Source organism: Sphingopyxis sp. Geo25 (assembly GCF_949769135.1).
Taxonomy (GTDB): domain Bacteria; phylum Pseudomonadota; class Alphaproteobacteria; order Sphingomonadales; family Sphingomonadaceae; genus Sphingopyxis.
In genome coordinates this window covers 399,129-423,644 of record NZ_CATKOZ010000001.1, presented here as the reverse complement: position 1 = coordinate 423,644, position 24,516 = coordinate 399,129, and the positions used below count along the sequence as shown (strand labels likewise).

The window sequence follows — 24,516 nt, the reverse complement described above, 5'->3', positions numbered from 1 at the left end:
GGCCAGGCAATCGCATACAATTCATTCCCATATCGTCCGTGGACAACGCGGCCCTTGTGGACGGGCGCCGCGCCGTTCTCAAGGAATCAGAATTTGGCGCGGAGCCCGACCGAGAAGCGCCGCTCCGACAGGGCATAGCTGTTCAGGGCGACTTCGTTCACACTATATTCCTTCGTCGCCGATTTCTTCGGCATCAGATTCTGCGCCTGCAGCGACAGGGCGAAATTCCTGGTGATGTCGAAACCGACCTGCGCGTCGAGCTGCGAGCGCGAGCCGATGAAGCTCGGCCGCCCTTCGGAGAATTCGAACACCGCCTCGTCGCGATAGTTGTACGCCAAGCGAGCCGAGAACGGTCCCTTCTCGTACAAGCCGACGAGGTTGTAGCTGTTCTTCGACACCGCAACGAGCGGGAAGCCCGACTGGTCCTCCGAGTCCGAATAGGTATAGTTCGCGATGATGCCGAGGCCGTCGAGCGGCGACGGCAGGAAATCGGCGAACTGCTGGATGCCGATTTCAAAGCCTTTGATCTTCGCGCTCGCCAGATTCTCCGGACGCGAGAATACGAGCACCCGGCCCTGTGGATCGAGGTTGGTGTCGACCCCCGAGGTCACGAAACTGGCGATGAAATCCTTGACGTCCTTATAGAAGACGGCACCCGAGATCAGCGAGCTTTTGCCCGTATAATATTCAAAGCTGACGTCGGCCTGCGTCGAGATCGGCGGCTTCAGGTTCACATTGCCGCCGGTAACCGACAGGTTCGTCGCGTTGAAGAAGGTCGATGGCGCGAGGTCGGCGATCGACGCGCGCTGCATCGTCTGCGACCCCGACACGCGGACGAGGAAATTGTCGGTGACGTTGAACGCGATGTTCGCGCTCGGCAGCACGGTGGTGTAGCGGTTCTTGTCGTTGCGGAGCGTGCTGACCGCCCCGACGTTGACATAGCTGTCAACCGACAGGCGCGTCGCCGCGATGCGCACGCCGCCATTCGCCTTGTACGGCACACCGAGGATCTCGCCCTCGCCCGACACCATCAGATAGCCCGCGATTGTCTTTTCGCTGAGATCATAGTCGCGCTGCAGATTGGGAAGCAGCGTCGAACGGCCATTCGGATCGGGGTTGGGCTCGGCCGCCTGCGCGCGGTTGAAGACATAATCGAAGGTCGGCGCGGTGCTGAGGAAGCTGCGCGGGAAGCTGCCCGGGATATCAGCCAGGATATCGCCAGCATTAATGAGCTTCAGATAGGGCTCGATCTCGGTCCGGGTCGGGGTGACCTGGCTGCGGAATGCGTTCGACCGCGCATGAAGGTCGGTATAGCGCACGCCCGCCGAAATGGTGACGCCGCTGTCGGCCTCATAGCTGACGTCGAGCTTGCCGGTCCATTCCTCGAGCAGACCGATCAGCCGGTTGCTGCGCACGCCATTGTTCGCGGGATTGTAGGAGGCATAGTTGGTCGGATTGAAGGTACCGCCCAGCGTCAGCGACGGGACCGTCTGGTCCCGGAAATCGAACGCTCCCGGAACTGCGGCGGTTGCCTGCAGCGTGATGATCTGGATCGTCTGGTCGATCGTGCCCTTGCTGTAATAGCCGTCGGCCTCGACCGTCAGTCCGTCATTCTCGTACTTGCCGTTGAGCCCATAGAGGAAGCTCTCGGTCGGCTCGTTGCGGATCTGCCCCGCGGTGGTCACCGTGCCGTTGGCGTTACCCGCGACGACCATGCCGTCCTCGACGACGCGATTGGTGACGGGGTTGCTGCCCGTCGGCAGGCGAAAGGCAAAGAAATCCTGGTGCCGTCCGGTCTTGAGCTTCGAATAGAGCGCGTCGGCGGTGATCGTGAATTCCGGGGTCACCTCGAACTGGATCGCGCCGTTGAGGCCGAGCCGCGAACGATCGACGACGAACTGTTCATATTGCAGCAGCACCGGGGTCGGGATCGCCCCGCCGCCCGTTCCGGTATAGTTGCGGTTGAGGAAATTGTTGCGCTCGAACGTCTGGGTCGTCGAGGTGCGCTTCTGATATTCGCCGGCGATCATGACGCCGATGCGGCCGTCGGCGAACTTGGTCGTTGCAAAGCCGGTGATCGCGGGTTCGAATTTGTCGGTGTTTTCGGAATAGACGCCCTGCGCGCGCACTGAAATCGTCGGCTCCTTGAACGACAGCGGCTTCGGCGTGACAAGATTGACCGTACCGCCGAGCCCACCCTCGGCCTGGCTGGCCAGCGGCGATTTGCGGACTTCGAGGCGGCCGAACAGGCTGGAAGGCACCGAATCGAGCCCCGAAGAGCGGCCAAGCTGGTCGTTCTCGGGCGGCGACAGGCGCGCCGACCAGCCGAGCAGGGTACGGCCGTCGACCTCGACGCGCACCTGCTGCAGGCCGCGCACCGATACCGACTGGCCTTCGCCGAAGACGCGGGTGATCTGGACGCCGGTGACGCGCTGCAGCGCCTCGGCAACGTTTGAATCGGGGAGCTTGCCGACGTCCTCCGCCGTGATGACATCCATCACCTGCGGCGCATCGCGCTTGATGTCGGCGGCTTGTTCGAGCGAAGCGCGGATGCCCGTGACGATGATTTCCTCGCTTGGCGGATCGGCGGCATTGCCGCCCGCCGGTTCCTGCGCGAGCGCCGGGGTCACCGCCAGCACCGCGAGCGACGCGCCGCCCGCCAGCCGCGCCCAGATTCCGACGCCGTATTTCGCCCGATTTGCCATCTAATCCCTCCCACTTTTTACAATGCATTCCCGCGCTGGCAAGGAATGACACCGGTTACTCTTGCGGACAAATGAAGCGGCGCGCGCCATTTGTCCTCATTTCGGGGAATGTCCGGGCGCCCGCTATCGACGCGGCGGGCCGAACGCACCCTCTCCCTTCTTGTCTCGGTTCCATTTTGGTAACCGGTGTCATTATTGATCGCCCTTTCGCCACATCATGTCAAGAAAAATGTCAGACATCTTTGGTCCGCACCGCGGGACATCAACGCTTATAACCAGAGCAACGGTTGGCGGACCGGGAAATTGCGGACAACTTCGCCAATCCGGGGATCGGGATCGAGGCGTTGCCACAAGTCGGTCCAGTCGCGGCGGCCAAGCGCGAGTCCGCCGAACAGCAGGCTCGGCTGGCGCACCGGGAAGCCATCCCAATATTCGATGTCGCGCGCGAAGGGCCAGCGCGCCTTGTCGGCGACATAAGGCGCCATGAAGGCGATCGCCTTCGCGATCGAACGCCCGTCGCCGGTTTCCCACGCGACGAGATCGCGACCGCCGAGCAGCCAGGCACTCGCGGCAAGCACGTCGAGGTTGAACAGCGAATAGGCATAGGCCTTGGTCCGCGCGAGTTCCAGCGGCTGGCGGCCGTCGAGTGCGACCTGCGTCGGGACGATCACGGTCCTGAGCCGCCTCAAGCACATCGCCGCGCCCGAGCAGGGCCGCAAAGGCCGATGCCTGGAGCAGCCAGCAGCTACCGTGATTATTCTTCTCGTCGCGCTCCTGCATCCCGAAGGGCGACGTCGTCAGCCAGTCGAGATAGGCGACGAACCACCGCTCGACCTCGGCCCGAATCGCGGCATAGCCGGGGGCGTGGCGGCGCGCGAACAGCTCCGCAGCGCGCGCAACCTCGACGATCTGGAGCGTATCGATCACCCCGATCGCGCGCCCGCTGTTCACGCCGATGATCGCCTGCGCATGGTCGAGGTTCGGGTTCATCCGTGTCGCCGGGTCGACGAACCAGGCGCGAAGATGCCGCATTGCCGCCTCGGCATAGCGTGGATCGCCGGTCAGCTCCCAGACAGCGGCGAGCGCGGGAACGGTACGGCCGAAGGCGATCAGCGCGTCGCGGTGCCCGTCAAACTTGTCGGGGTTCGATCGCCCGTCGCGGCGTACATAGGCACCGCCCGGATTATCAGGATCGGGCCACCAATAGTCGCCCTCGGAATAATAGTCGTGCGGTCCCGCGGGGCTGCGCGGCGCGGGGATGGCGGCGATCGTCCGGGGTTCGATCGCCAGCAACGCCGGCCCCTGCGGCAGCAGCCGCTTGCGCTCGATCGCGCGAATGTCGAACGCCCCCGAATTGCGCGCCCATGCCGCCGGCGCTGCCAGCAACAAGGCCAGAAGCAGGGTGCGCCGCGCAATCATGGCACCCGATAGCGGAGTACGAGATCTGCAGGAATGTGCCGCGGATAGGCCCCCGGCCCCCACGCGCGGTCGGCGCGCACCAGCAGGCCATCGAGCCTGTCGGCGGGCCAGTCCTTTTCCTTGTACGGCCAGTCCGCGGCGCGCCCGCGATAGGCGGCGAGATAATCGGTGGCTCGACGCAGCGAGCGCCCCTTTGGTCCCGTTTCCGCGTACAGGTCGATGCCGATGCACGCCGCGCTGTCGGCGACTGTATAGGCGGCGTCGAGCGCATAGAGCGAATAATGGAAGCTGCGGGTGCGCGTCAGCTCGGCGGGCATCGCGCCCGATTCATCGACCTGCCTATCGATGCGCCCCTCGGTAAAATGCAGCGCAATGTCGCGCGCAATATCGGGGCGCCGCGCAAAAAGCGCGAAGCGCGCAAGCTGGGCGTCGTACCAAAGGCCGTGATTATTCCCCGCGGCCGCTTCCGCCCTCCCGTTCGCGCTGTTTTGCATCCAGTCGATATAGCGCGCGAACCAGTTTTCGAGCGCGGCGTTTTCGGCGGGCGAGAGCGATCCCGCAGGTACGATCAGCCCCGCCGCGTCGATCACCCCGATGAACCCTACACCGTCGAGCACGCCCTCGGCGCGGCCGTTCGCCACCCCCGGCACCGCCTGCGCGAAATCCATGTTCGGGTTCATCGCGGTCGCCGGATCGAGGAACCAGGTCCGGATCGCCCGCGCCGCGCCATCGGCATAGCGGGTGTCGCCGCTGTAATAATAGGCGAGCGCCAACGTCTCCGCCTCGCGTGCCATGCGGGCTAGCGCGATACGATCGAAGCGGTTCGTCTCGATCTCGGGATTGGTGTCGCCGTCGCGGCGCACGTAGGGGCCTGCGGGATTGGCGGGATCGGGCCACCAATAACGCGCGAGGCTGACATAATCGTGGCGGTCGCCCGATGGCGGAGCGGCCTGCTTGTCCATGACCGATGCGGGCCTGGCAGCCAGCGCATGGTCGGCCCGCGCGATCAGGTCGCGATAGGCCGCGGCGACGACCGGGTCGCTCGTCCGTTTCGCCTTGATCGCCTCCAGGTCGAAGGGGGTCAGAGCGAAGGTTCGCCGTCCCCCGAAACTGGCGGCATAGCCCTCGCTGCCTTCGCAGACCGGGTGATCCGATGGAGCAGAAACGGCGGGCGAAGCCAGCGACAGCAACGCGAGCGAGACGGGGACAAGAAGCTTCATTTCATTTTCAGCCGGCGCGTCTCCGCAAGGTCGGCCATCGCCGTCCCCGCGAGCAGAAAGGCCCCGGCGCCGTAGAATTGCGTCTCGCGCGCCGATACGCTGTCGGGCCTATCACCCACCTGTTGCACCCAGCCGAGCATCCCGTCGGGCTGCACCGCACGCGTCAGCGCGTGCCACCCGCGCACCGCCGCCGGTTCATATCTCGTGCGATCGAGCAGCCCGGCCTCGATACCCCATGCGAAGGCATAGGTGTAGAAAGCGGTGCCGCTTGTTTCGGGAGGCGTCGCCGGACCCTGGTCGAGCAGCGACGCGGGCCAATAGCCATCGGCCTTTTGCAGCGTGACGAGCCGTCCCGCCATGTCGCGGAACAGCCCCTCATAATAGCCGCGCTTCGGATCGCCCTTGTCCAGCGTCTTGAGAATTCCGACCAGCCCCGCCATCACCCAGCCGTTGCCGCGGCTCCAGAACAGCTTGCGCCCCTGCGCGTCGCGCTGATCGAAGAAGCGGCTGTCGCGGAAATAGAGCCGCTCTGCCGGATCGTGGAGATAGTCGGTCGTCGACTTGAACTCGGCGTGGGCGAAATCGGCGTAGCGCTTGTCGCCGGTCGCCTTCGCGAGCTTCAGCAGCGTCTCGGGCGCCATGAACAGCGCATCGCACCAGCACCAGCGATCGGTGCAGGCGGGATCGCCCTGCCCCGAGGCATTGGAAGCAAAAACGAGGCCGGTCGTCGGCCGGTTCGCGAGCACATGGTCGTAATAGGCGCGCGCAGGCGCCAGCGCCTTTCCCCCCTCGCCATTCTTCGCCGCCCAAATCCAGGCGCGCGCGATGAGTTGGTCATCGGCATGATAGGGCTTGTCACCGAGCTTCCAGCCAAGCTCGCGACCCAGCTCGATCAACGGCTTGCGATAGCGCGGATCGCGGTCGGCAAGCGCGGTCAGCGCGACCCAGAAGGTAGCCTGCTGCCAGTCGCGCGGGTTGCGAACGCTTGGCCGCGCCGCCGGCATCGCCCCCCAGTTGGTGCGGTTGGCCAGCTGCCAGTCGGCAACCCGCCGCGTCTCGGCGAGGATCGCCGCCGCAGTCGGCATCGCCGGTTCGGCGTCGGCGACCGCTGCGGGCGCAGCGACCAGCATCAGGGGCGCGAAGAAGTTCATCGGCACCGCTCTCTCCCGCAAGGTTCGCTCGCCAGTCCTTACCGCCGGCGACTTCTCTCTTTCCTTTTACGTCGAGCATGTCAATAAGGTTGTCATACAACTATCGACGAATGGAGAGGCCATGCCCAAGATCGTGTCCGCCCGGGTGATCGTGACGAGCCCGGGACGCAATTTCGTGACGCTGAAGATCGAATGCGACGACGGTACGACCGGCGTCGGCGACGCGACCCTGAACGGCCGCGAGCTTGCGGTCGCGAGCTATCTCGCCGACCATGTCGTGCCCTGTCTGATCGGCCGCGACGCGCACCGGATCGAGGATATTTGGCAATATCTCTACAAGGGCGCCTATTGGCGGCGCGGCCCGGTGACGATGGCATCGATCGGCGCGGTCGACATGGCGCTGTGGGATATCAAGGGCAAGGTCGCGGGGCTGCCCGTCTATCAGCTTCTCGGCGGCGCCTCGCGCGAGGGATGCATGGTCTATGGCCATGCCAACGGCGCGACGATCGAGGACACGATCGCGGCCGCGCTCGATTATCAGCGCCAGGGGTACAGGGCGATCCGGCTGCAATGCGGGGTGCCCGGCATGGCGTCGACCTATGGCGTCAGCGGCGACAAATATTTCTACGAGCCCGCCGACGCCGATCTGCCGACCGAGAATATCTGGTCGACGGCCAAATATCTGCGCATCGTCCCCGAGCTGTTCGCGGCGGCGCGCGAGGCGCTCGGCTGGGATGTCCACCTGCTCCACGACGTTCACCATCGCCTGACCCCGATCGAGGCGGCGCGGCTGGGCAAGGATCTGGAGCCATATCGGCCTTTCTGGATCGAAGACGCTACTCCCGCCGAGGATCAGGAGGCGTTCCGTCTGATCCGCCAGCACACGACGACACCGCTCGCCGTCGGAGAAATCTTCAGCTCCGTATGGGACTGCAAGGCGCTGATCGAGAACCGGCTGATCGACTATATCCGCGCGACCGTGCTCCACGCGGGCGGCATCACGCATATGCGCCAGATCGCCTCGCTCGCCGACCTGCACCAGATCCGCACCGGCTGTCACGGCGCGACCGACCTGTCGCCCGTCACGATGGCGGCGGCGCTGCACCTCGGGCTCGCGATCCCCAATTTCGGCATTCAGGAATATATGCGCCACACCCCCGAGACCGACGCAGTATTCCCGCACGCCTATCGCTTCGCGGACGGGATGCTCCATCCCGGCGACGCCCCCGGACTCGGCGTCGACATCGACGAGGCGCTGGCCGCCGACCATCCTTATGCCCGCGCCTATCTGCCGGTGAACCGGCTCGAGGACGGGACGATGTGGAGCTGGTGATGCGCCGGGTGCTCCTCGCCGCCGTGTTGATCTCGGCGCCCGCACTCGCGCAGGATCATGCGCCGCTGCGTCCCCCCACGCCGGACGGGCAGCGAGCGCGGGCCGCGGTCGTGATCGCCGATTATCGTTACGGCGACCTGCTCTGGGAGAATGACCGCATCGCGCACCGTATTTATTCGCGCGCGCTCGAAACTACCGAACCGCCCTCCTCGTCGGGAATCGACGCATGGGGCAAACGCGTCCGCTGGCCCTATATGGATCGCCAGCTCCGCACCGGTGACCAGCACGCCGACCATGGCGAGGGGCTCGATTTCTATAATGTCGGCAGCGGGCGCGGCACGGGCGGGCTCGGCATCTGGTACGACAACAAGCTCTGGACCTCGCGCAACTATGTCCGCCCGCATATCCTGGGCGCCGGACCCGATGTCGCCGATTTCACGGTCGACTATGATCCCTGGCCGGTCGATACGCTACGCACGGTGCGCGAGACGCGGCGCTTCACCCTGCCCGCGGGAACCAATTTTACGCGGCTAACCTCGACGCTGACGTCGAGCAGCGACGCCGAACTGATCGTCGGGATCGGCCTCTCGAAGCGCCCGATAAACGGCGGCGCGCTCGGCGAGATCAGCAAGGACGCGGCAAACGCGCGAATGAGCTGGTGGGGTCCGCCCGATGGCGCCAAGGGCCGCATGGCCGCCGCGGTGATCGTCGATCCCGCCGCGTTCATCGGCTTCGCCGAGGACGCCGACAATTATCTGATCCTGATCCGCGTCACGCCGGGCAAGCCGTTCGTCTATTATAGCGGCGCGGCGTGGGACCGCCGCGGCGATTTCGCGACGCGTGAGGCGTGGGAAAGCTATGTCGCGGCACAAGGTCCGGCTTTCCGGCCCTAGCCAGCGTCGCGGCGCTTTGATAACCCTGCCCGCCATGGCGACCAAGGCAGCGTCGCTGGCCGACGATCTGGTCCAGCGCTTTGAACAACAGATAGAAAAGGGCGACATGCCCCCCGGCGCGCGCTTTCCGACCGAGAAGGCGATCACCGAGGCGTTCGGCGTCAGCCGCACCGTCGTGCGCGAAGCCTATTCGCGCCTCGCCGCGCGCGGCCTGCTGGTGTCGCGGCGCGGCTCGGGCGCCTATGTCCCCGACGGCGCGCAATATCGCGCCTTCCAGATCGCCGCCGACGAGGTCGGCGAGATCGAGGATGTCCTGCGCCTGCTCGAAATGCGCATGGGGTTCGAGGCCGAAATGGCGGACCTCGCGGCGCGGCGCCGCACCGACGCCGACCTCGCCGCGCTGCGCGGTGCGCTCGAGGCGATGGAGGCGAGCACCGACGTCGACGCGTCGGTCGCCGCGGATACCGCCTTCCACGCCGCGATCGCCGGGGCGACGGGCAATGACTATTTCCTGCGCTTCACCCAGTTCCTCGGCGTCCGCCTTGTCCCCTCGCGCAAGCTGTACCTGCAAGGCAGCGACCCCGAGCGGCACCAGCATTATGCGCGCACGATCAATAACGACCACCGGGCGATCTATGCCGCGATCGAAGCGCAGGACCCCGCCGCCGCTCGCCGCGCGGCGCGACGCCATATGGAGAAATCGGCCGCGCGATACCGCGCAATTCAGCAGGCGCTGCCGAAGGATTGATGGACGATTTGACGACGCTCACCGCTCATCCACGGAGAAAAAGATGACGCTGCCACGGCCTTTCGTCCTTTCGCTGATGCTGCTGAGCGGCTCGATACCGGCGGCAGCGCCCGCGGCCGCAAAGGGTGCGAGCCCCGCCTATGACCTGATCATCCGCGGCGGTACGATCTACGACGGGTCGGGGGCGCCGCCCATCACCGGCGACGTCGCGATCAAGGGCGACCGCATCGTCATGGTTGGCACGGTCGACGGCACGGCGAAGCGCGAAGTTCAGGCCCGCGGCATGGCGGTGGCCCCGGGCTTCATCAACATGCTGAGCTGGGCGACCGAATCGCTGATCGCCGATCCGCGCAGCGAAAGCGACATCCGGCAAGGGGTGACGCTGGAGGTGATGGGCGAAGGCTCGTCGATGGGCCCGTATAACGCGACGATGAAGCGGCAGGAGACCGAGCGGCAGGGCGATATCCGCTACACGATCGAATGGACGAGCCTCGGCGACTATCTCGGCTGGCTCGAAAAGCGCGGCATTGCGACGAATGTCGCAAGCTTCGTCGGCGCCGCGACGGTGCGCGTCCACGAGCTCGGCGAGGATGACGTCGACCCGAACCCCGAACAGCTTGCGCGCATGAAGCTGCTCGTCCGGCAGGCGATGAACGAGGGCGCGCTCGGCGTCGGCAGCTCGCTCATCTATGCGCCCGGCTCCTATGCCGAGACCGACGAACTCGCCGCGCTGATGACCGAGGCAGGCAAGTGCGGCGGCATGTACATCAGCCACATGCGGTCGGAGGGCGACCGGCTGGAGCAAGCCGTCGATGAACTGATCGAGATCGCGCGCCGATCGGGTGCGCCCGCCGAAATCTATCATCTCAAGATGGCGGGCCGCTCGAACTGGGGCAAGCTTGACGCGGTCGTGAAGAAGATCGAGGCGGCGCGCGCCGCGGGGCTGCGCATCACCACCGACATGTACACCTACACCGCCGGAGCGACCGGGCTCGACGCGGCGATGCCGACCTGGGTGCAGGCAGGCGGCCTCGAAGCATGGATCGAACGGCTGAAGGATCCCGCGACGCGCGCGCGCGTTGCCGCCGAGATGCAGAAGCCGGGCAGCGACTGGGAGAATCTCTATTTCGGCGCGGGCGCCGACAAGATGATCCTGACCGGGTTCAAGAATGAGGCGCTGAAGCCGCTCATCGGCAAGACGCTCGCCGAGGTCGCGGCGATGCGCGGCAAATCGCCCGAAGAAACCGCGATGGACCTCGTGATCGAGGACGGGTCGCGCGTCGGCACCGTCTATTTCCTGATGTCGGAAGACAATGTCCGCAAGCAGGTGCAATTGCCGTGGATGAGCTTCGGGTCCGACGCGGCGTCGCAATCGACCGAGGGCGTGTTCCTGAAATCGGGTGCACATCCGCGGACCTACGGCAATTTCGCGCGTCTCCTCGGCCGCTATGTGCGCGACGAGAAGCTGATCACGCTCGAGGAAGCGGTGCGCCGTTTGACGACATTGCCCGCGACCAATCTCGGCATCGCCGAACGCGGAGCGCTGAAGCCCGGCTATTACGCCGATGTCGTTGTCTTCGATCCGGCCGCGGTCGCCGATCGCGCGACCTTCGAACAGCCGCATCGCTATGCGGTCGGCATGCGCGACGTCTATGTGAACGGGGTTGCCGTCCTCAAGGACGGGCGGCACAGCGGCGCGACGCCGGGCCGCGCGGTGCGAGGCAAGGGGTTCGGCCGCTGCAGCTGAGGCCTCGCTGATCAGACCGCGTCGGGCTGCGCGTCCGGATGCGCCTGACGAAACGCATCGAGCCCGGCGCAGCGGGCGTCGATCGCGACCAACGTCGGAACAGTCGCCAGGTCGCACGCGAGCCGGCGCGCGTTGAAAAGCTGGGGAACAAGGACGCAATCGGCCATCGTCGGCGCGTCGCCGAACAGGAAGCGCCCACTCTTTCCTTCCGCTGCCACGAAAGCCTCGAGCCGCGTGAGACCGTCCTCGACCCAATGCCGGTACCAGTCGTCGATCGCATCCTGGCTCTGCCCCAGATCGCGCTTGAGATAGCGAAGCACGCGAAGGTTCGCGAGCGGATGGATGTCGCAGGCGACGAGCTGCGCGGCGGCGCGGACATAGGCGCGGTCCGCGGCGCGGTCCGGCAACAGCGCGGGTTCCGGATGCGTTTCGTCGAGATATTCGATGATCGCGAGCGACTGGACGATCAACCCGTCGGCGTCGGTGTCGAGCGCGGGGACGAAGCCCTGCGGATTGACCGCCTGCCGATAGCCCGGCAGCGGCTCGCGCGCGAGCAGGTTGATCGCGACCTGGTCGGCGGCGATCCCTTTGAGCGCCAGCGCAAGCCGCACGCGATAGGCGGCCGATGACCGGAAATAGCTGTAGAGCTTCACCGCCCGTCCCCCTTCGATCAGTAGCGTCCCGAAAGCAGCGCGCCGGCACCCGGCACCCGCGCTTCGAGCCCGAGCCGCTTCAACATCTGGTGCGTCGTGCAGACCGCCGCGGAAACAACGGGTAGCCCGACTTCATCCTCGACCTTCTGGATCGAGGGCAGCGAAGGCATCTGGACGCAGGCCGACAGAACCAGCGCATCGATCCCCGCGAGGTCGAGCTTCTTATAGTGAGCAAGAAGGTTCGCGGGATCCTGCGCCGCGACCTCGAGATTGTCGGGAATCTCCAGCGCGAGCGAATCCTGCACCGCGATCCCCTCGCCCTCGATGTACGAAACGACGAGCTCGGTCAGCGGTTTCATATAGGGCGCGACCACCGCGATCCGCTTTGCGTCAAGCGCGTGCAGGCCGTCGACCAGCGCGCCCGCGCTCGTCACCACCGGCGCGGCGTGGCCGTTTTCGACGGTCCGCCCATGCAGCCGCTTTTCCGACACGCGGTGATAACCGGGGCCCATGCTCATGATCGCAACGAGGCAGGCATAGCCCATCACGTCGACCGCAGCGTCGGACAGCTCGAAGGCACAGCGGTCGGAATCGGCGTCCATCGCCGCCAGTTCCTCCTTCGTCACCTTCTTCATCCGCATGCGCGCGCTGTGGAAAGTGAAACGGTCGGGCAGGATCGCCTCGCGGGCGCGGAGCATCGCGGGGATTTCGGTTTCCATCGTGACGTTCGAACTCGGCACGATCTGGCCGACGCGGAAAGGGCGGGTCATGGTTCGGTCTTTCAGATGGCGACGATCGGGTTGCGCAGCGTGCCGATGCCCTCGACATGGCATTCGACGACGTCGCCCGGCCACATGAACTCCTGCGGGTCGCGGCCCGCGCCGACGCCGGCGGGTGTGCCAGTGGCGATGATGTCGCCGGGCTCCAGCGTCATCACGCTCGATATGTCGGCGATGAGCTGCGCGACGTTGAACAGCATGAAACGCGTGTTGCTGTTCTGCTTCTCGACCCCGTTGACCCTGGTCCACATATTGAGGTTCTGCGGATCGGTGATTTCGTCGCGGGTGACGATCGCGGGGCCCATCGGCGCGAAACTGTCCTGCCCCTTCGACACGATCCATTGCCCCGCACGGCGGCAGTCGCGCGCCGACACATCGTTGATAACGGTATAGCCGAACACATGGTCGAGTGCGTCGGCCTCGGCCACGTGGCGCGCCGTACGCCCGATCACCACCGCCAGCTCGGTTTCCCAGTCGAGCTGCTGCGTCACCTTCGCATTGTGGCGGATCGGGTCGTTCCACGCGACCACGGCGGTCGGCGGCTTCGAGAAAATCACCGGCTCTTTCGGCAGCGCGTCCGACGTGTCGAGCGCGCGCGCCGATTCCGCGACATGCTCGGTATAGTTCAGCCCGATACCGAAGATATTCTTGCGCGGGCGCGGGATCGGCGCGAGCAGGGTCACATTGCCCTCGGGCAGCGACGTGCCGACCAGATCGGCGGGCGTCGCGGCCGCGACGGCCTCCTGCAGGAAGCCGAGCGCGACCGGACCCAGATCGATGAAATCGAGCATCGTCGCGGGTAGATCATGCCCGATCGCGTCGCCGAAATATTCGACGTCGATGACGAGTCCCTGGTGGACGAGGCCGAGGCGCGGCCCGGTTTCGGCCGTGCGATAGGTCACGAAGCGCATGGTTGTTTTCCTGTTATGGGTTGCGATGAGGGTTCAGGCCTGAACCTGCTGATGGCCGTCATTGTCTTCGAGCGCTTCCTCGATCCGGACGCCGAGCGCCTCCATCACGGGGAAGTCGTTGAACGAGAAGAGGAACGCCTCTTCCGACGGGTCGAGATTGACATGCTCGTGCCAGGTCCAGGCGGGCACGCAGAAAATGTCATGCTCCGCCCAATCGAAGCGCCGCCCGCCGATCACCGAATAGCCGCGGCCCTGCGCGACATTATAGACGACGTTGCCGGTGTGCCGGTGCGCGCGCGTATGCAGCCCGCCCTTCAGCATCTGCATGTGCGCGCCCATCGTCTGGAGCGCCCAGCCGCCGGTCTGCGGGTTCGAATAGCGCATGATATGCCCGTCGAAGGGCGAGCCGCCCGACACCTTGGCGAAATTCCAGATCGCGTCGCGCACCTGTTCCCAGCGATAGACCATCGTCGGCGAAAAGGGCCGCGCCCACGCCTCGACGCCGTCGGGTTGCATCGCACCGCCATAGGAAAGCGGCAGATCGTCGGCGGGAAAGCCCGGGGTCTGCGCCGGGGCGTCATAGACCGCATAAAAATTGCTCTCCATGCAGTTCATCAGCGGGATATCGAGCCCGTCCTGCCAGATCGAAAGCTGGCCGTCGGCGGCGACGCCATGATCGTGCCAGCACCCGTTCGGCGTCAGCACATAATCATTCTTGCCGAGCGTGACATGATGCCCGTCGACAACTGTATAGGCGCCGCCGCCCTCCATGATGAAGCGGTGCGCCGAGGCGGTATGCTTGTGCGCGGGGGTGATCTCGCCGGGGCGCATCGCCTGCAGGCCGCTGAACAGCCAGCCGCAGACCGCGGTGTTGGCGCGACCCGCATCGCTGTCGTTGAGCAAGGTCACGACGCGGCGCCCGGCATCCTCGGGCCGCACCAGCTCGACCGCGCGCAGGCATAGCTCGCGCATCTCGGCATATTTCCACAGCGTCGGATTGTACCGGCTCTGCGGCTCCCACGGCTCGATCGCATTGGCGCGGTTCCAGAAGGCGTCGGCATTATGCGCGCCAAGCTCGGCATAGAATTGCCGAAGCTCGTCGGTATCGGTGACACGCGAGCGCCCGAGCTGCGCATCGCGGGGATCGGGTTTTGACACGACGCTGGCCATCTTGCCTCTCCTTGCCAATCTCAAGCCGTGGGCGGCTCCGCACCGCCGTCGTCGGCGGGCGGCACTTCGTCATCGCGCCAGCTTGCGCTCGTGCGCGGGCGCCGGTCGATGCGCAGGTCGAAAATGTCGAAGCGGTTATAGGCGCCGATAATATCGTGCATCTGTTTGGGCTGGATGCAGCGCGAAAGGTCGATCTCGGCATAGACGATACCCTCGTCGTCGATCAGCGGGTCGCCGACAAGATTGCCGTCGGGGCCGATCACGCCCGAAAAGGCGCTCTGCCGCCGCTCGAGCAGCGCGCGGTTTTCGGGCCGCCCGGCGCTCATCGCCGCGATGATCTCCTCGCTGACGGTCGAGCAGGCGACGATCGTGAACAGCTTGCCTTCGAAGCTGTGCGCGGTCGCGCGGATGCGGATCGCGTCGGCCATATTGTACGAGGCAGGCGCGACGGGCAGCGAGATATAATTGGCGACATGGACCAGCTCGCCCGCCGAGAGCAGCGCGAAGCGCGCGAGCGTATTGGTATTCTCCCCGCACGCGAGCGTCCCGAGCGGGCCGACCGGCGTGTCATAGACGCGCAGGCTCGCGCCGTCGCCGCCCGCCCAGGTCAGCTTCTCGGCCCAGGTGGGCACGAGCTTGCGATGCCGGCCGAGCAACGTCCCGTCGGCGCCGATCACGAGGTTGGTGTTGTAGAGCGTGCCGAGCGCGCGCGGGTCGCGTTCGTTGACCCCGATCACCACGGTGCAGTCATGCGCGCGCGCCGCCGCGCATAATTGCTCGACCTCGGGCCCCGGCACGGTGATCGCGGCGCGGCAGAGCCGCTCGAACCATTCGCTCCCCTCGACCGGCGTCATCAGCCAGTTCCAATAGGGATAGCCCGCGACGAACACTTCGGGAAAGGCGACGAGCTTCGCGCCATTGCCCGCCGCCTCGGCGATCAGCGCGCAAGCCTTGTCGACCGTCGCCGCGGGGTCGAGATAGACGGGCGCGGTCTGGACCGCCGCGACCTTCGATTTGGGGAGTTCGAGCATCGGCGCCTCCTCAGGTCACGGCCGCGCGGACGCGATATTCGGGCTTGTCCCACGCGCGCGTCACGCAGATGTCGCGCAGCTGCTCGACCGCCTCGACGACGTCGGCGTAGCGCAGATAGAGCGGCGTCAGCCCGAAGCGCAATATGTCGGGCGCGCGGAAATCGCCGATCACGTCGCGCTCTTTCAGCGCCTGCACCATCTCGTAGCCATGGGGATGCGAATAGGAAATCTGGCTCCCCCGCAGCTCGGGATCGGCGGGGCTCGCAAGCTCGAAGCCGAACTCGCCGCAGCGCGCGGTCATCCGCTCGATGAAGAGCTGGCCGAGCCGGACGGACTTCTTGCGCAGCTCGCGCATGTCGGCACGCGCCATCAGGTCGATGCCGCATTCGAGCGCGGTCAGCCCGAGCACCGGCGGCGTCCCGCAGAGGAAGCGCGTCACGCCCGCGGCGGCGCGATAATCCTCCTCGAAGGTGAAGGGGCTCGCGTGGCCGAACCAGCCCGACAGGACGGGCATCGCGCCATGGTGGCGCTCCGCCGCGAACAGGAAGGCGGGCGCGCCGGGGCCGCCGTTCAGATATTTATAGCCGCAGCCGACCGCGAAATCGGCGTTCGCACCATTGAGGTCGACCTCGATCGCGCCGGCGCTGTGGCTGAGATCCCAGACGACCAGCACGCCCTTGTCGTGCGCGCGGCGCGTCACCTCGGCCATGTCGCGGATAAGACCCGATTTGTAATGGACCTGCGTCAGCAGCAGCACCGCGACATCCTCGTCCAGCCGGCCCAGCACGTCGGCGGGATCGACCGTCACCGATTTCAGCCGCCCGCCGCTGAACGCCTCGATCCCCTGCATCATATAGACGTCGGTCGGGAAATTGGTCGTCTCCGACAGGATCACCGCGCGGTCGGGGCGGAGCGAAGCGGCCGCGGTCACCGCCTTGAAGATGTTCACCGAGGTCGAATCTGCCGCGATCACCTCGCCGGCCTTCGCGCCGAGCAGCGCCGCGATCTTGTTGCCGATCCGCTGCGGTGCACCGACCCAGTCGGCGCCGAGCCACGAGGTGATCAGCCCCTCGCCCCATTCCTCGGTCACCGTCGCCGCGAGGCGCGCCGCCGTCGCCTTGGGCAGCGCGCCGAGCGAATTGCCGTCGACATAGATCAGCCCGTCGCGCAGCCGGAACTCGTCGCGAAACGGCGCGAGCGGATCGCGCGCGTCGAGATCGGCGACTTCGGCGAGAATTTCTTTCACTTCGCAAGCTCCCGCAGGATCGCCCGGACGGGGCTGGCATCGGCGGCCGCGATCTTCAGCGGCAGCGCGATCAGTTCATAGTCACCCGGCGGCACATCATCGAGTACGAGTCCCTCGAGGATGCGCATGTCGCCTGCGAGGATTTCGTGATGCGCGTCCATCGTCTTCGATGTTTCGGGATCGAGCGACGGCGCGTCGGTCCCGACCAGCCGCACCCCGCCCTCGCGCAGCCTGGCGACGACCTCGGGCGCGATCGCGGTGAAATCGCTGTCCCAGACGTCGGCGGGAAAGCGATCATAGGTCCGAAAGATCACCCGCTCGGCGCCCGCGACCGCATCCCAGTCGACGTCGCCCATCTCGATCCGCGCCGCGGCATGGCGCACGTCGACGAGCACGCAGCGGCCGATGTAAGGCGCAAGGTCGCAATCGGCGCTCGCGGCGCCATCGGGGGCATAATGCAAGGGCGCATCGGCATGGGTGCCGGCGTGGAGCGGCGCGTCGATCTCGCCGACGTTGACCGGGCAGCCGTCACCGATCTCGACGTTGCGCATCACGCGGACCGGCGGCTCGCCAGGCCAGACCGGCATGTCGGGTCGCACGACCTGCGAGATATCCCAGATCTTCACGAGGCATCTCCGTCGGCATAATTGCCGCCGGCCTTCGGTGCGACCATGCGCGTGCGCATCGCCCAGAGTTCGGGGAAAAAGCTGAGGTTCAGCGCCTTGACCAGATAATTGACCCCGGCCGATCCGCCGGTGCCCTGCTTTTGCCCGATCACGCGCGCGACGGTCTTCATGTGCTTGAAGCGCCATTCCTGGAAATAATATTCGAGCGCGGTGACCTTCTCGGCCAGCATGTAGAGATCCCAATAGTGCTCGACGTCCGAATAGACGGCGAGCCAGGCATCCTCGATCGCCTCGGACGCCTCATAAGGGCGGCTCCAGTCGCGTTCGAGATGCGAGGCGGGGATCGCGAAGCCGCGCCGCGCAAGCAGTTTCAGCACCTCGTCGTAAAAGGAGGGCGCGTTCAGCACCGCGCTCAGCCGCGCATGGGTTTCGGCGTCGTCGGCGTGGACAAGGAGCAGATCCTCGCGCTTGTTGCCGAGCAGATATTCGAGCTCGCGATACTGGTGCGACTGGAACCCCGACGCTTTGCGCAGATAGCCGCGAAAGGTCAGGAAATCATGCGGGGTCAGCGTCGCCAGCACTTCCCAGCTATGGATCATGTGGCGCTGGATCGTCGCAATGCGGTCGAGCGTCTTGCCGGCATGATCGAGGTCGTCGGCCTGGATGGCGGCAACCGCGATCCGCGCCTCGTGCAGCACCAGCTTCAGCCACAGCTCCATCGTCTGGTGCATGATGACGAACAGCATCTCGTCGGGCTTGTCGGTCACCGGAACCTGCGCCGAGAGCAGCTTTTCGGTTTGCAAATGCCGGGCATAGGACAATCCCTTGTCCCACTGGATCCTCTCGCCGTCGATCTCGGCCTCGAAGGTCTCGATCCCGTCCTCGACAAATCGCCTGATGCTCAAGCCGTCCTCCCCGCGCGCGTCACGCCCGCGCTCCTTCCGATGCCCATGGTGTCAGGGGCGCATGTTGTTTGATCGTCTTGAGGCAGACGGTCGTCGACAGCCGGTGGACGCCCGGCAGCTTCGACAGATCGTTGCGAAGCAGTTCGTCGAGATGTTCGACCGAACGCGCATAGATGCGCAGCAGATAGTCGCTATCGCCCGCGGTGGTATGGCATTCGATGATCGCCGGATGCGCGAGCGCCGCCGCCTCGAACGCCGCGTGGCCGTCGAACTTGATCCGCACATCGGCATAGCATTGGACCGCGAGCCCGAGCGCCGCGGGGCTGATCCGCGCATGATAACCGCCGATCACGCCATCGGCCTCCAGATCGCGCACGCGCGACCAGCACGGCGATTTGGAAAGGCCGACGCGCTCGCTGAGGTCGGCGAACGACAAGCGTCCGTCGCCCTCGAGCTCGGTCAGGATTTTCCAGTCGATCTTGTCCATCTTCCCTGCTCCGGCTGCACACCGGCCAGTCCGCCCGCCACAGGAAAACAACCAACTTTCCTGCAAAAGGTCAGAACAGCCTTTGTTGTACTTCAAACTGGACAGAACATTGTTCTGAAATGCGCGCAAGATCAATGCGGGTTCGGGACAATGTTCGCCGCCTCGCGCGCTATCCTGCCAGCAGAAACGCAAGGGAGCCCGGCGATGGCCGCAACGCATGTTTTCGAAGCGCCGCCCGCGGGCGTCGCGGCCGACTGGACGATGCCGCAGAACTGGAGCCAGTTCAGCGCCGACGACCATCGCACCTGGGACCAACTCGTCGCGCGCCAGTCGCAGGCGCTGGGCGGTTTCGCCTCACAGGCCTTTCTCGACGGGCTCGACATATTGCACCTCGCGGGGCCCGGCATTCCCGACCTCGCCGATCTCAACCCGCGGCTCAAAGCGGCAACGGGGTGGGAGATCGTGCCGGTCCCCGGCGTGATCCCCAACGAACCCTTTTTCCGGCACCTCGCCGAACGTCGCTTCCCCGCCGCCAACTTCCTGCGCGGCGCGGATTCGCTCGACTACAGCGAGGAACCCGACATGTTCCACGACCTGTTCGGGCATTTGCCGATGCTCACCAACCCGGTCTTCGCCGACTTCCTCGTTGCCTATGGCACGGCGGGTCTGCGCGCCGAAACGCTGGGCGCCGCCGACTATCTCGGGCGGCTCTACCTCCACACCGTCGAATTCGGGCTGGTGCGCGAGGCGGGCGGCATTCGCGCCTATGGCGCCGGCCTCCTGTCGAGCATCGCCGAAACCGTCCATGCGGTCACGTCTCCCGACGCGCGGCGGCTGTCGTTCGACCTCGCGCGCGTGATGCGCAGCGACTATCTCTTCGACGAGTTCCAGCCGACCTATTTCGTGATCGAGAGTTTCGAGCATCTGCTGAAGGAAACCGAAGAGACCGATTTCACGCCGATCTATGCGCGGTTGAAAGCGCTTCCGCTGCTCGCGCCCGGCGAAACGGCCGAGGGCGACATTCCCTTCATCACCTGACCGCGATTCCCCCGCGCCAACGGAAAAGGCCGGCCCGCGCAAGGTGCGGACCGGCCTTTCGGACGGAACGGGATCGGCCGGTTTACTGGGCCTTCTTGTCGGTCTTCTTCGCGGCGTGCGTCGGGGCCTTCTTCACCGGGGCCTTGACCGCCTTGTGCGACTGCGCCGGCGTGGCTGCCGGGGTCGCGGCAAAGGCGGATCCGCTGATCATCGCCAGCGACAGGGCACCGGCAGCAACGAGCTTTGCATAGTTACGCATGATTGGACTCCTAAGTCAGTTGATCCACCCTTTAGGGGGCGGTGTCAGGGGGAGCCGGTCCATTGCCAGGGTCAGGGGGATGGAGCGGACCGGCTCAACCCGACGCCCGAGGAATAGGCGTGGGCGCCTGCCCGTCCGATGACCGCCGGATTACGGATTCGTCATTTTGGCCGGCCGCAGAGACCGGAGGCGCCAACACCGACGGGGATGCCCTTCGGCGCGCACGCCTGCTTGGTCGATCGCGCTCAGCCTTCGATGTCCCGCTTGTAGGTTTCCGGCAGGAAGAAAATCCCGACGACTGCGGTGACTGCGGCGATCGTCACCGCATACCACAGCCCTCGGTAGATATTCCCCGTCGCCGCGACCATCGCAAAGCCGATCGTCGGCATGAAACCGCCGATCCAGTCATTGCCGATATAATAGCAGCGACAGCGCTTTCAATGTTCACTCACGCGCGCGTGAATAAAAGAACGGCAGCCTTTTCGGCCTCTTGATGGCGGCGCAGGGCAGAACCGCATCTACCGCCCGGTAGGTTGCGATGATCGGCCCCGACAACCGTCAGGCGAAAGCCGCAGCCCCGATCTCCCGCGCCGCCTGCTCGAGATAATGGACGGTCCGCTCGGTCGTCATGCGCCGTCCCGGCCGCTTCGGCCGGGTGGCAGAAATCGCGGCAAGCACGCGATCGTCAGCGGCGCTATGGATCGGCACCGCAACGCAGAAAATGCCATCGTGGATCTCGCCATCGTCGGTAGCGAAGCCATGCTGCCTGACGTGCCGAAGCGCCATTCGCAGCCTGTCGGGGTCGACGATCGTGTTCGGGGTGAGCGCGGGAAAGGGGCCAGCCGCCAGATAATCTTCCCGCTCCCCTTCCGGAAGATGCGCGAGGAGCACCTTCCCGATTCCCGAGCAATAGGCCTCGAGCTGCATTCCCACTTTGGTGAACAGGTCGCCGGCCCCCTGGCCGGTCTTGATCCGGTAGGTCACCATGTCGTTCTCGAACGTGCCGAGCTGGACGACGCAGCCAAGCCGGGAGGCAAGGCGATGCAGGACCGGGGCCGCCGCGCTGGCGATCAACTGCTTCTCGTCGACATGGCCCAGCATACGGGCGAGCCGCGCTCCGGCGGCATAATGGCCATTCGCGAGGCGGACGAGAAAGCCCTCGGCCACCAGCGTCGTTACCTGACGATGGACCGTCGCCACAGGCATGCCGAGATCGCGTGCCACGTCGGACAGGTTGCGCGTTCTGCCCCCGGAAATCATGGCCTCCAGGGTCAAGAGCGCCCGGGTGAGCGAAGCAATCTGCGGCGTCCCATTTCTCATATGGTAAGAACATATCCGGCCCGGCGGCTGGTGCCAAGGGGCGTATCGCGCTAGCATCGCGCAGACAGGAAGAGGATATCGCCGATGACCAGACCGACCCGGGACGAACTCGCGCTGCGGCTGCGCGACGCTTATCGATCGGGCGCGGTGCCGCCGATGCGCGACGGACTCGATCCCGTCGACGCCGAGGGCGCCTATGCGGTGCAGACGATCAACACGCGCCTCTGGGAAAGCGAAGGACGCCGGATCGTCGGCCGCAAGGCCGGACTGACCGCCAGGGCGGTCCAGATCCAGCTTGGCGTCGACCAGCCCGATTTCGGGGTATTGTTCGACGACATGCAGATTGCGGACGGCGGCAATCTGGATCCGGCGCGCACGCTTCAGCCGAAGGCCGAGGCAGAGATCGCCTTCATCCTCGCCGACGATCTGCCCGACCCCGCCACCACGCCCGAACAGGTTGCCGCCGCGGTCGCCAGCGTTCATGCCGCGATCGAGATCGTCGACAGCCGCATCGCCGACTGGAAAATCAGCTTTGCCGACACCGTGGCCGACAATGGTTCGTCCGCCTTCTTCGTCCTGGCGGATACCGGCCGGTCGCTCGACGGTCTCGATCTCGAGCGCGCGCCGATGGAGATGCGGATCGACGACGCGGTCGTTTCGACCGGGATCGGCGCTGCGGCGCTCGGCAATCCGCTCAATGCCGCCGCGTGGCTCGCGCAGACGCTCGCGGCGCGCGGCGAACCGCTCAAGGCGGGCGACATCCTGCTGGCGGGCGCGCTCGGCCCGATGGTGGCGCTGACGCCGGGCGACCGGGTTCACGCCTCCGTCGGCGGGATCGGCGCGTGCAGCTTTTCCTACAAGGGACACTGAACGATGGGCAAAACCAAGGTCGCGATCATCGGTTCGGGCAACATCGGCACCGACCTGATGATCAAGGTTCTGCGCCTTTCGAACGCGCTCGAAATGGCCGCGATGGTGGGAATCGACGCAGCATCGGACGGACTGGCGCGCGCGCAGCGGCTCGGCGTCCCGACCACCGCCGAAGGGATCGACGGGCTGGTCGCGATGCCCGAATTCGCCGATATCGAGATCGTCTTCGATGCGACGTCCGCCGGGGCCCATCACCGTCATGACGCGATATTGCGCAGCCATGGCAAGCGCGTGATCGACCTGACCCCCGCCGCGATCGGTCCCTACACGATCCCGCCGGTCAACGGCGGCGCCCATCTGGACGCCCCGAACGTCAATATGGTGACGTGCGGCGGTCAGGCGACGATCCCGATGGTCTATGCCGTCAACCGCGTCGCCAGAGTCCACTATGGCGAAATCGTCGCATCTATCGCGTCGAAAAGTGCCGGCCCCGGCACGCGCGCCAATATCGACGAATTCACCGAGACGACCAGCCGTGCGATCGTCGAGGTCGGCGGCGCCGCGAACGGCAAGGCGATCATCATCCTCAATCCCGCTGAGCCGCCGCTGATCATGCGCGACACCGTCTATTGCCTTTGCGACGACGCCGACCAGGACGCTATCCGGCGGAGCGTGCTCGACATGGTCGAGGAGGTCAAAACCTATGTCCCCGGATACCGTCTCAAGCAGGCGTTGCAGTTCGAGCACATCGGATCGAACAAGCCGCTGCACATCCCCGGCCTGACGGCGGGAGATCGTTCGGACTTTACCGGGCTGAAAGTCAGCATCTTCCTCGAAGTGGAAGGCGCCGCGCACTATCTGCCGGCCTATGCGGGAAACCTCGATATCATGACGTCTGCCGCCCTTCGCACCGCCGAACGCATGGCCGCAACCCTGCATGTGGGGGCACCGGCATGACCCTCGATCCGACGCAGACCAAACTCTATATCCAGGACGTGACGCTGCGCGACGGGATGCACGCGGTTCGTCACCAATATGGCCTCGACCATGTAAAGGCGATTGCGAAGGCTCTCGACCGCGCCAAAGTCGACGCGATCGAGATTGCCCACGGCGACGGGCTCAGCGGATCGTCCTTCAACTATGGCTTTGGCGCCCATACGGACTGGGACTGGATCGGCGCGGTCGCCGAGGTGCTAGAGCATAGCGTGCTCACGACCTTGCTGCTGCCCGGCATCGGCACCGTCCACGACCTCGAACATGCCTATGACATGGGCGTGCGCTCGGTCCGGATCGCGACCCATTGCACCGAGGCCGATGTATCAAAGCAGCATATCGAGGCGGCGCGGACGCTCGGCATGGACGTGTCGGGCTTTCTCATGATGGCCCACATGTCGGATCCCGGGGCGCTCGCGGGCCAGGCAAAGCTGATGGAGGACTATGGCGCGCACTGCGTCTATGTCACCGACAGCGGCGGCGCGATGAACATGGACCAATATGCGGCGCGGCTGCAGGCGTATGACCGCGTGCTCAAACCCGAAACCCAGCGCGGCGTCCACGCGCATCACAATCTCTCGCTCGGCGTCGCCAACAGCCTCGTCGCGGTGCAGAATGGCGCGATCCGCGTCGACGCGTCGCTCGCGGGCATGGGCGCCGGCGCGGGCAACGCGCCGCTCGAAGTCTTCATCGCCGCCGCCGACCGCTATGGCTGGCAGCATGGCTGCGATCTCTACGCGCTGATGGACGCCGCCGAAGAATTGGTGCGCCCGCTGCAGGACCGGCCGGTTCGCGTCGACCGCGAAACGCTGACCCTCGGCTATGCCGGCGTCTATTCCAGCTTCCTTCGCCACGCCGAAAAGGCCAGCGCCGAATATGGCATCGACACGCGCTCGATCCTGGTCGAACTCGGTCGCCGCAAGATGGTCGGTGGACAGGAGGACATGATCGTCGATGTCGCACTCGACATGCTGGCGAACGCGAAGGCCGGCTGATGGCGTCGCCTTTGGCG

General features: G+C 65.7%; 22 protein-coding genes and 2 pseudogenes. 8 read left to right on the top strand and 16 right to left on the bottom strand.

Annotation, left to right across the window (positions count from 1 at the left end; all coding sequences use genetic code 11):
- Positions 1-86 precede the first annotated feature (86 nt).
- From QOL68_RS02155 to QOL68_RS02140, 4 genes and pseudogenes are all read right to left on the bottom strand, one after another.
- On the bottom strand, positions 87-2,705 hold the full coding sequence (locus QOL68_RS02155) for a TonB-dependent receptor (protein ID WP_282946529.1): 2,619 nt from the start codon (positions 2,703-2,705) through the stop codon (positions 87-89).
- A gap of 269 nt (positions 2,706-2,974) precedes the next feature.
- Positions 2,975-4,124, bottom strand: a pseudogene (locus QOL68_RS02150) (alginate lyase family protein).
- The gene (locus tag QOL68_RS02145; RefSeq protein WP_282946527.1) at positions 4,121-5,344 is read right to left on the bottom strand and encodes an alginate lyase family protein; all 1,224 of its coding nucleotides are present in this window, start codon (positions 5,342-5,344) and stop codon (positions 4,121-4,123) included. Before QOL68_RS02145 ends, QOL68_RS02150 begins: the two are co-directional and overlap by 4 nt.
- Positions 5,341-6,495, bottom strand: coding sequence for a glycoside hydrolase family 88/105 protein (locus QOL68_RS02140; protein ID WP_282946525.1), 1,155 nt, complete (start codon positions 6,493-6,495; stop codon positions 5,341-5,343). The genes QOL68_RS02145 and QOL68_RS02140 overlap by 4 nt, the downstream gene beginning before the upstream one ends.
- A gap of 121 nt (positions 6,496-6,616) precedes the next feature.
- Between QOL68_RS02140 and manD the strand changes: the two genes are divergently transcribed.
- From manD to QOL68_RS02120, 4 genes are read left to right on the top strand one after another with little or no spacing between them, the layout of a single operon-like run.
- Positions 6,617-7,828 (top strand): D-mannonate dehydratase ManD, encoded by a 1,212-nt coding sequence (manD, locus tag QOL68_RS02135; RefSeq protein ID WP_204993338.1) that lies wholly within the window; start codon positions 6,617-6,619, stop codon positions 7,826-7,828.
- Positions 7,828-8,721: a DUF4861 family protein gene (locus QOL68_RS02130; protein ID WP_282946522.1), complete on the top strand. Its 894-nt coding sequence runs from the start codon at positions 7,828-7,830 to the stop codon at positions 8,719-8,721. Before manD ends, QOL68_RS02130 begins: the two co-directional genes overlap by 1 nt.
- A 34-nt stretch (positions 8,722-8,755) precedes the next feature.
- The gene (locus QOL68_RS02125; protein WP_058454659.1) at positions 8,756-9,469 is read left to right on the top strand and encodes a FadR/GntR family transcriptional regulator; all 714 of its coding nucleotides are present in this window, start codon (positions 8,756-8,758) and stop codon (positions 9,467-9,469) included.
- 43 nt (positions 9,470-9,512) lie between these two features.
- The gene (locus QOL68_RS02120) at positions 9,513-11,216 is read left to right on the top strand and encodes an N-acyl-D-amino-acid deacylase family protein (RefSeq protein WP_282946519.1); all 1,704 of its coding nucleotides are present in this window, start codon (positions 9,513-9,515) and stop codon (positions 11,214-11,216) included.
- An 11-nt stretch (positions 11,217-11,227) separates the two neighbouring features.
- Here the strand turns inward: QOL68_RS02120 and maiA are convergent, their stop codons facing one another.
- Genes maiA through QOL68_RS02075 form a run of 9 tightly spaced genes read right to left on the bottom strand, consistent with a single transcriptional unit; the run spans position 11,228 to position 19,024 of the window.
- Positions 11,228-11,869, bottom strand: a complete 642-nt coding sequence (gene maiA / locus QOL68_RS02115; protein WP_282946516.1) for a maleylacetoacetate isomerase — start codon at positions 11,867-11,869, stop codon at positions 11,228-11,230.
- 17 nt (positions 11,870-11,886) lie between these two features.
- Positions 11,887-12,639 (bottom strand): maleate cis-trans isomerase family protein, encoded by a 753-nt coding sequence (locus QOL68_RS02110; RefSeq protein WP_282946514.1) that lies wholly within the window; start codon positions 12,637-12,639, stop codon positions 11,887-11,889.
- 11 nt (positions 12,640-12,650) lie between these two features.
- The gene (locus tag QOL68_RS02105; RefSeq protein WP_282946512.1) at positions 12,651-13,559 is read right to left on the bottom strand and encodes a fumarylacetoacetate hydrolase family protein; all 909 of its coding nucleotides are present in this window, start codon (positions 13,557-13,559) and stop codon (positions 12,651-12,653) included.
- A gap of 33 nt (positions 13,560-13,592) precedes the next feature.
- Entirely contained in the window at positions 13,593-14,729 is a 1,137-nt protein-coding gene (locus QOL68_RS02100) for a cupin domain-containing protein (protein ID WP_282946510.1), read from the bottom strand.
- A 20-nt stretch (positions 14,730-14,749) separates the two neighbouring features.
- Positions 14,750-15,760, bottom strand: a complete 1,011-nt coding sequence (locus QOL68_RS02095; protein ID WP_204993344.1) for a carbon-nitrogen hydrolase family protein — start codon at positions 15,758-15,760, stop codon at positions 14,750-14,752.
- 10 nt (positions 15,761-15,770) lie between these two features.
- Positions 15,771-17,006 carry a kynureninase gene (kynU, locus tag QOL68_RS02090; RefSeq protein ID WP_349252313.1) on the bottom strand — a complete coding sequence of 412 codons (1,236 nt, stop codon included), beginning with the start codon at positions 17,004-17,006 and terminating at the stop codon, positions 15,771-15,773.
- Positions 17,003-17,632, bottom strand: a complete 630-nt coding sequence (gene kynB, locus QOL68_RS02085; protein WP_204993345.1) for an arylformamidase — start codon at positions 17,630-17,632, stop codon at positions 17,003-17,005. The genes kynU and kynB overlap by 4 nt, the downstream gene beginning before the upstream one ends.
- The gene (locus tag QOL68_RS02080) at positions 17,629-18,537 is read right to left on the bottom strand and encodes a tryptophan 2,3-dioxygenase (RefSeq protein WP_282946505.1); all 909 of its coding nucleotides are present in this window, start codon (positions 18,535-18,537) and stop codon (positions 17,629-17,631) included. The genes kynB and QOL68_RS02080 overlap by 4 nt, the downstream gene beginning before the upstream one ends.
- A 19-nt stretch (positions 18,538-18,556) precedes the next feature.
- The gene (locus tag QOL68_RS02075) at positions 18,557-19,024 is read right to left on the bottom strand and encodes an Lrp/AsnC family transcriptional regulator (protein ID WP_058454667.1); all 468 of its coding nucleotides are present in this window, start codon (positions 19,022-19,024) and stop codon (positions 18,557-18,559) included.
- A 204-nt stretch (positions 19,025-19,228) separates the two neighbouring features.
- Here QOL68_RS02075 and phhA point away from each other — a divergent pair, with 204 nt between their 5' ends.
- The gene (gene phhA, locus QOL68_RS02070; protein ID WP_282946501.1) at positions 19,229-20,062 is read left to right on the top strand and encodes a phenylalanine 4-monooxygenase; all 834 of its coding nucleotides are present in this window, start codon (positions 19,229-19,231) and stop codon (positions 20,060-20,062) included.
- Positions 20,063-20,144: 82 nt separating this feature from the next.
- On the opposite strand, the gene QOL68_RS02065 is transcribed toward phhA, so the two are convergent.
- From QOL68_RS02065 to QOL68_RS02055, 3 genes and pseudogenes are all read right to left on the bottom strand, one after another.
- On the bottom strand, positions 20,145-20,321 hold the full coding sequence (locus QOL68_RS02065) for a hypothetical protein (RefSeq protein ID WP_156416441.1): 177 nt from the start codon (positions 20,319-20,321) through the stop codon (positions 20,145-20,147).
- Positions 20,322-20,566: 245 nt separating this feature from the next.
- Positions 20,567-20,743 (bottom strand): annotated as a pseudogene (locus QOL68_RS02060) (MFS transporter); the annotation flags it as partial.
- 136 nt (positions 20,744-20,879) lie between these two features.
- On the bottom strand, positions 20,880-21,641 hold the full coding sequence (locus QOL68_RS02055) for an IclR family transcriptional regulator (RefSeq protein ID WP_282946498.1): 762 nt from the start codon (positions 21,639-21,641) through the stop codon (positions 20,880-20,882).
- Between the two features lie 84 nt (positions 21,642-21,725).
- Between QOL68_RS02055 and QOL68_RS02050 the strand changes: the two genes are divergently transcribed.
- The 3 genes from QOL68_RS02050 to dmpG are packed head-to-tail and all read left to right on the top strand — an operon-like array spanning position 21,726 to position 24,499.
- Positions 21,726-22,511 (top strand): 2-keto-4-pentenoate hydratase, encoded by a 786-nt coding sequence (locus QOL68_RS02050; RefSeq protein ID WP_282946495.1) that lies wholly within the window; start codon positions 21,726-21,728, stop codon positions 22,509-22,511.
- Between the two features lie 3 nt (positions 22,512-22,514).
- Positions 22,515-23,468: an acetaldehyde dehydrogenase (acetylating) gene (locus QOL68_RS02045; RefSeq protein WP_282946493.1), complete on the top strand. Its 954-nt coding sequence runs from the start codon at positions 22,515-22,517 to the stop codon at positions 23,466-23,468.
- Entirely contained in the window at positions 23,465-24,499 is a 1,035-nt protein-coding gene (gene dmpG, locus QOL68_RS02040; protein WP_282946491.1) for a 4-hydroxy-2-oxovalerate aldolase, read from the top strand. Before QOL68_RS02045 ends, dmpG begins: the two co-directional genes overlap by 4 nt.
- The last annotated feature ends 17 nt before the right edge of the window (positions 24,500-24,516 follow it).

Coding starts and splice junctions, on each gene's coding strand:
- QOL68_RS02095 (WP_204993344.1), bottom strand. CDS start 15,760: ATGCTCGAACTCCCCAAATCGAAGGTCGCGGCGGTCCAGACCGCGCCC.
- QOL68_RS02050 (WP_282946495.1), top strand. CDS start 21,726: ATGACCAGACCGACCCGGGACGAACTCGCGCTGCGGCTGCGCGACGCT.
- QOL68_RS02065 (WP_156416441.1), bottom strand. CDS start 20,321: ATGCGTAACTATGCAAAGCTCGTTGCTGCCGGTGCCCTGTCGCTGGCG.
- QOL68_RS02140 (WP_282946525.1), bottom strand. CDS start 6,495: ATGAACTTCTTCGCGCCCCTGATGCTGGTCGCTGCGCCCGCAGCGGTC.
- QOL68_RS02125 (WP_058454659.1), top strand. CDS start 8,756: ATGGCGACCAAGGCAGCGTCGCTGGCCGACGATCTGGTCCAGCGCTTT.
- QOL68_RS02110 (WP_282946514.1), bottom strand. CDS start 12,639: ATGACCCGCCCTTTCCGCGTCGGCCAGATCGTGCCGAGTTCGAACGTC.
- QOL68_RS02100 (WP_282946510.1), bottom strand. CDS start 14,729: ATGGCCAGCGTCGTGTCAAAACCCGATCCCCGCGATGCGCAGCTCGGG.
- manD (WP_204993338.1), top strand. CDS start 6,617: ATGCCCAAGATCGTGTCCGCCCGGGTGATCGTGACGAGCCCGGGACGC.
- QOL68_RS02045 (WP_282946493.1), top strand. CDS start 22,515: ATGGGCAAAACCAAGGTCGCGATCATCGGTTCGGGCAACATCGGCACC.
- QOL68_RS02120 (WP_282946519.1), top strand. CDS start 9,513: ATGACGCTGCCACGGCCTTTCGTCCTTTCGCTGATGCTGCTGAGCGGC.
- QOL68_RS02155 (WP_282946529.1), bottom strand. CDS start 2,705: ATGGCAAATCGGGCGAAATACGGCGTCGGAATCTGGGCGCGGCTGGCG.
- QOL68_RS02055 (WP_282946498.1), bottom strand. CDS start 21,641: ATGAGAAATGGGACGCCGCAGATTGCTTCGCTCACCCGGGCGCTCTTG.
- QOL68_RS02145 (WP_282946527.1), bottom strand. CDS start 5,344: ATGAAGCTTCTTGTCCCCGTCTCGCTCGCGTTGCTGTCGCTGGCTTCG.
- QOL68_RS02075 (WP_058454667.1), bottom strand. CDS start 19,024: ATGGACAAGATCGACTGGAAAATCCTGACCGAGCTCGAGGGCGACGGA.
- QOL68_RS02130 (WP_282946522.1), top strand. CDS start 7,828: ATGCGCCGGGTGCTCCTCGCCGCCGTGTTGATCTCGGCGCCCGCACTC.
- phhA (WP_282946501.1), top strand. CDS start 19,229: ATGGCCGCAACGCATGTTTTCGAAGCGCCGCCCGCGGGCGTCGCGGCC.
- dmpG (WP_282946491.1), top strand. CDS start 23,465: ATGACCCTCGATCCGACGCAGACCAAACTCTATATCCAGGACGTGACG.
- QOL68_RS02105 (WP_282946512.1), bottom strand. CDS start 13,559: ATGCGCTTCGTGACCTATCGCACGGCCGAAACCGGGCCGCGCCTCGGC.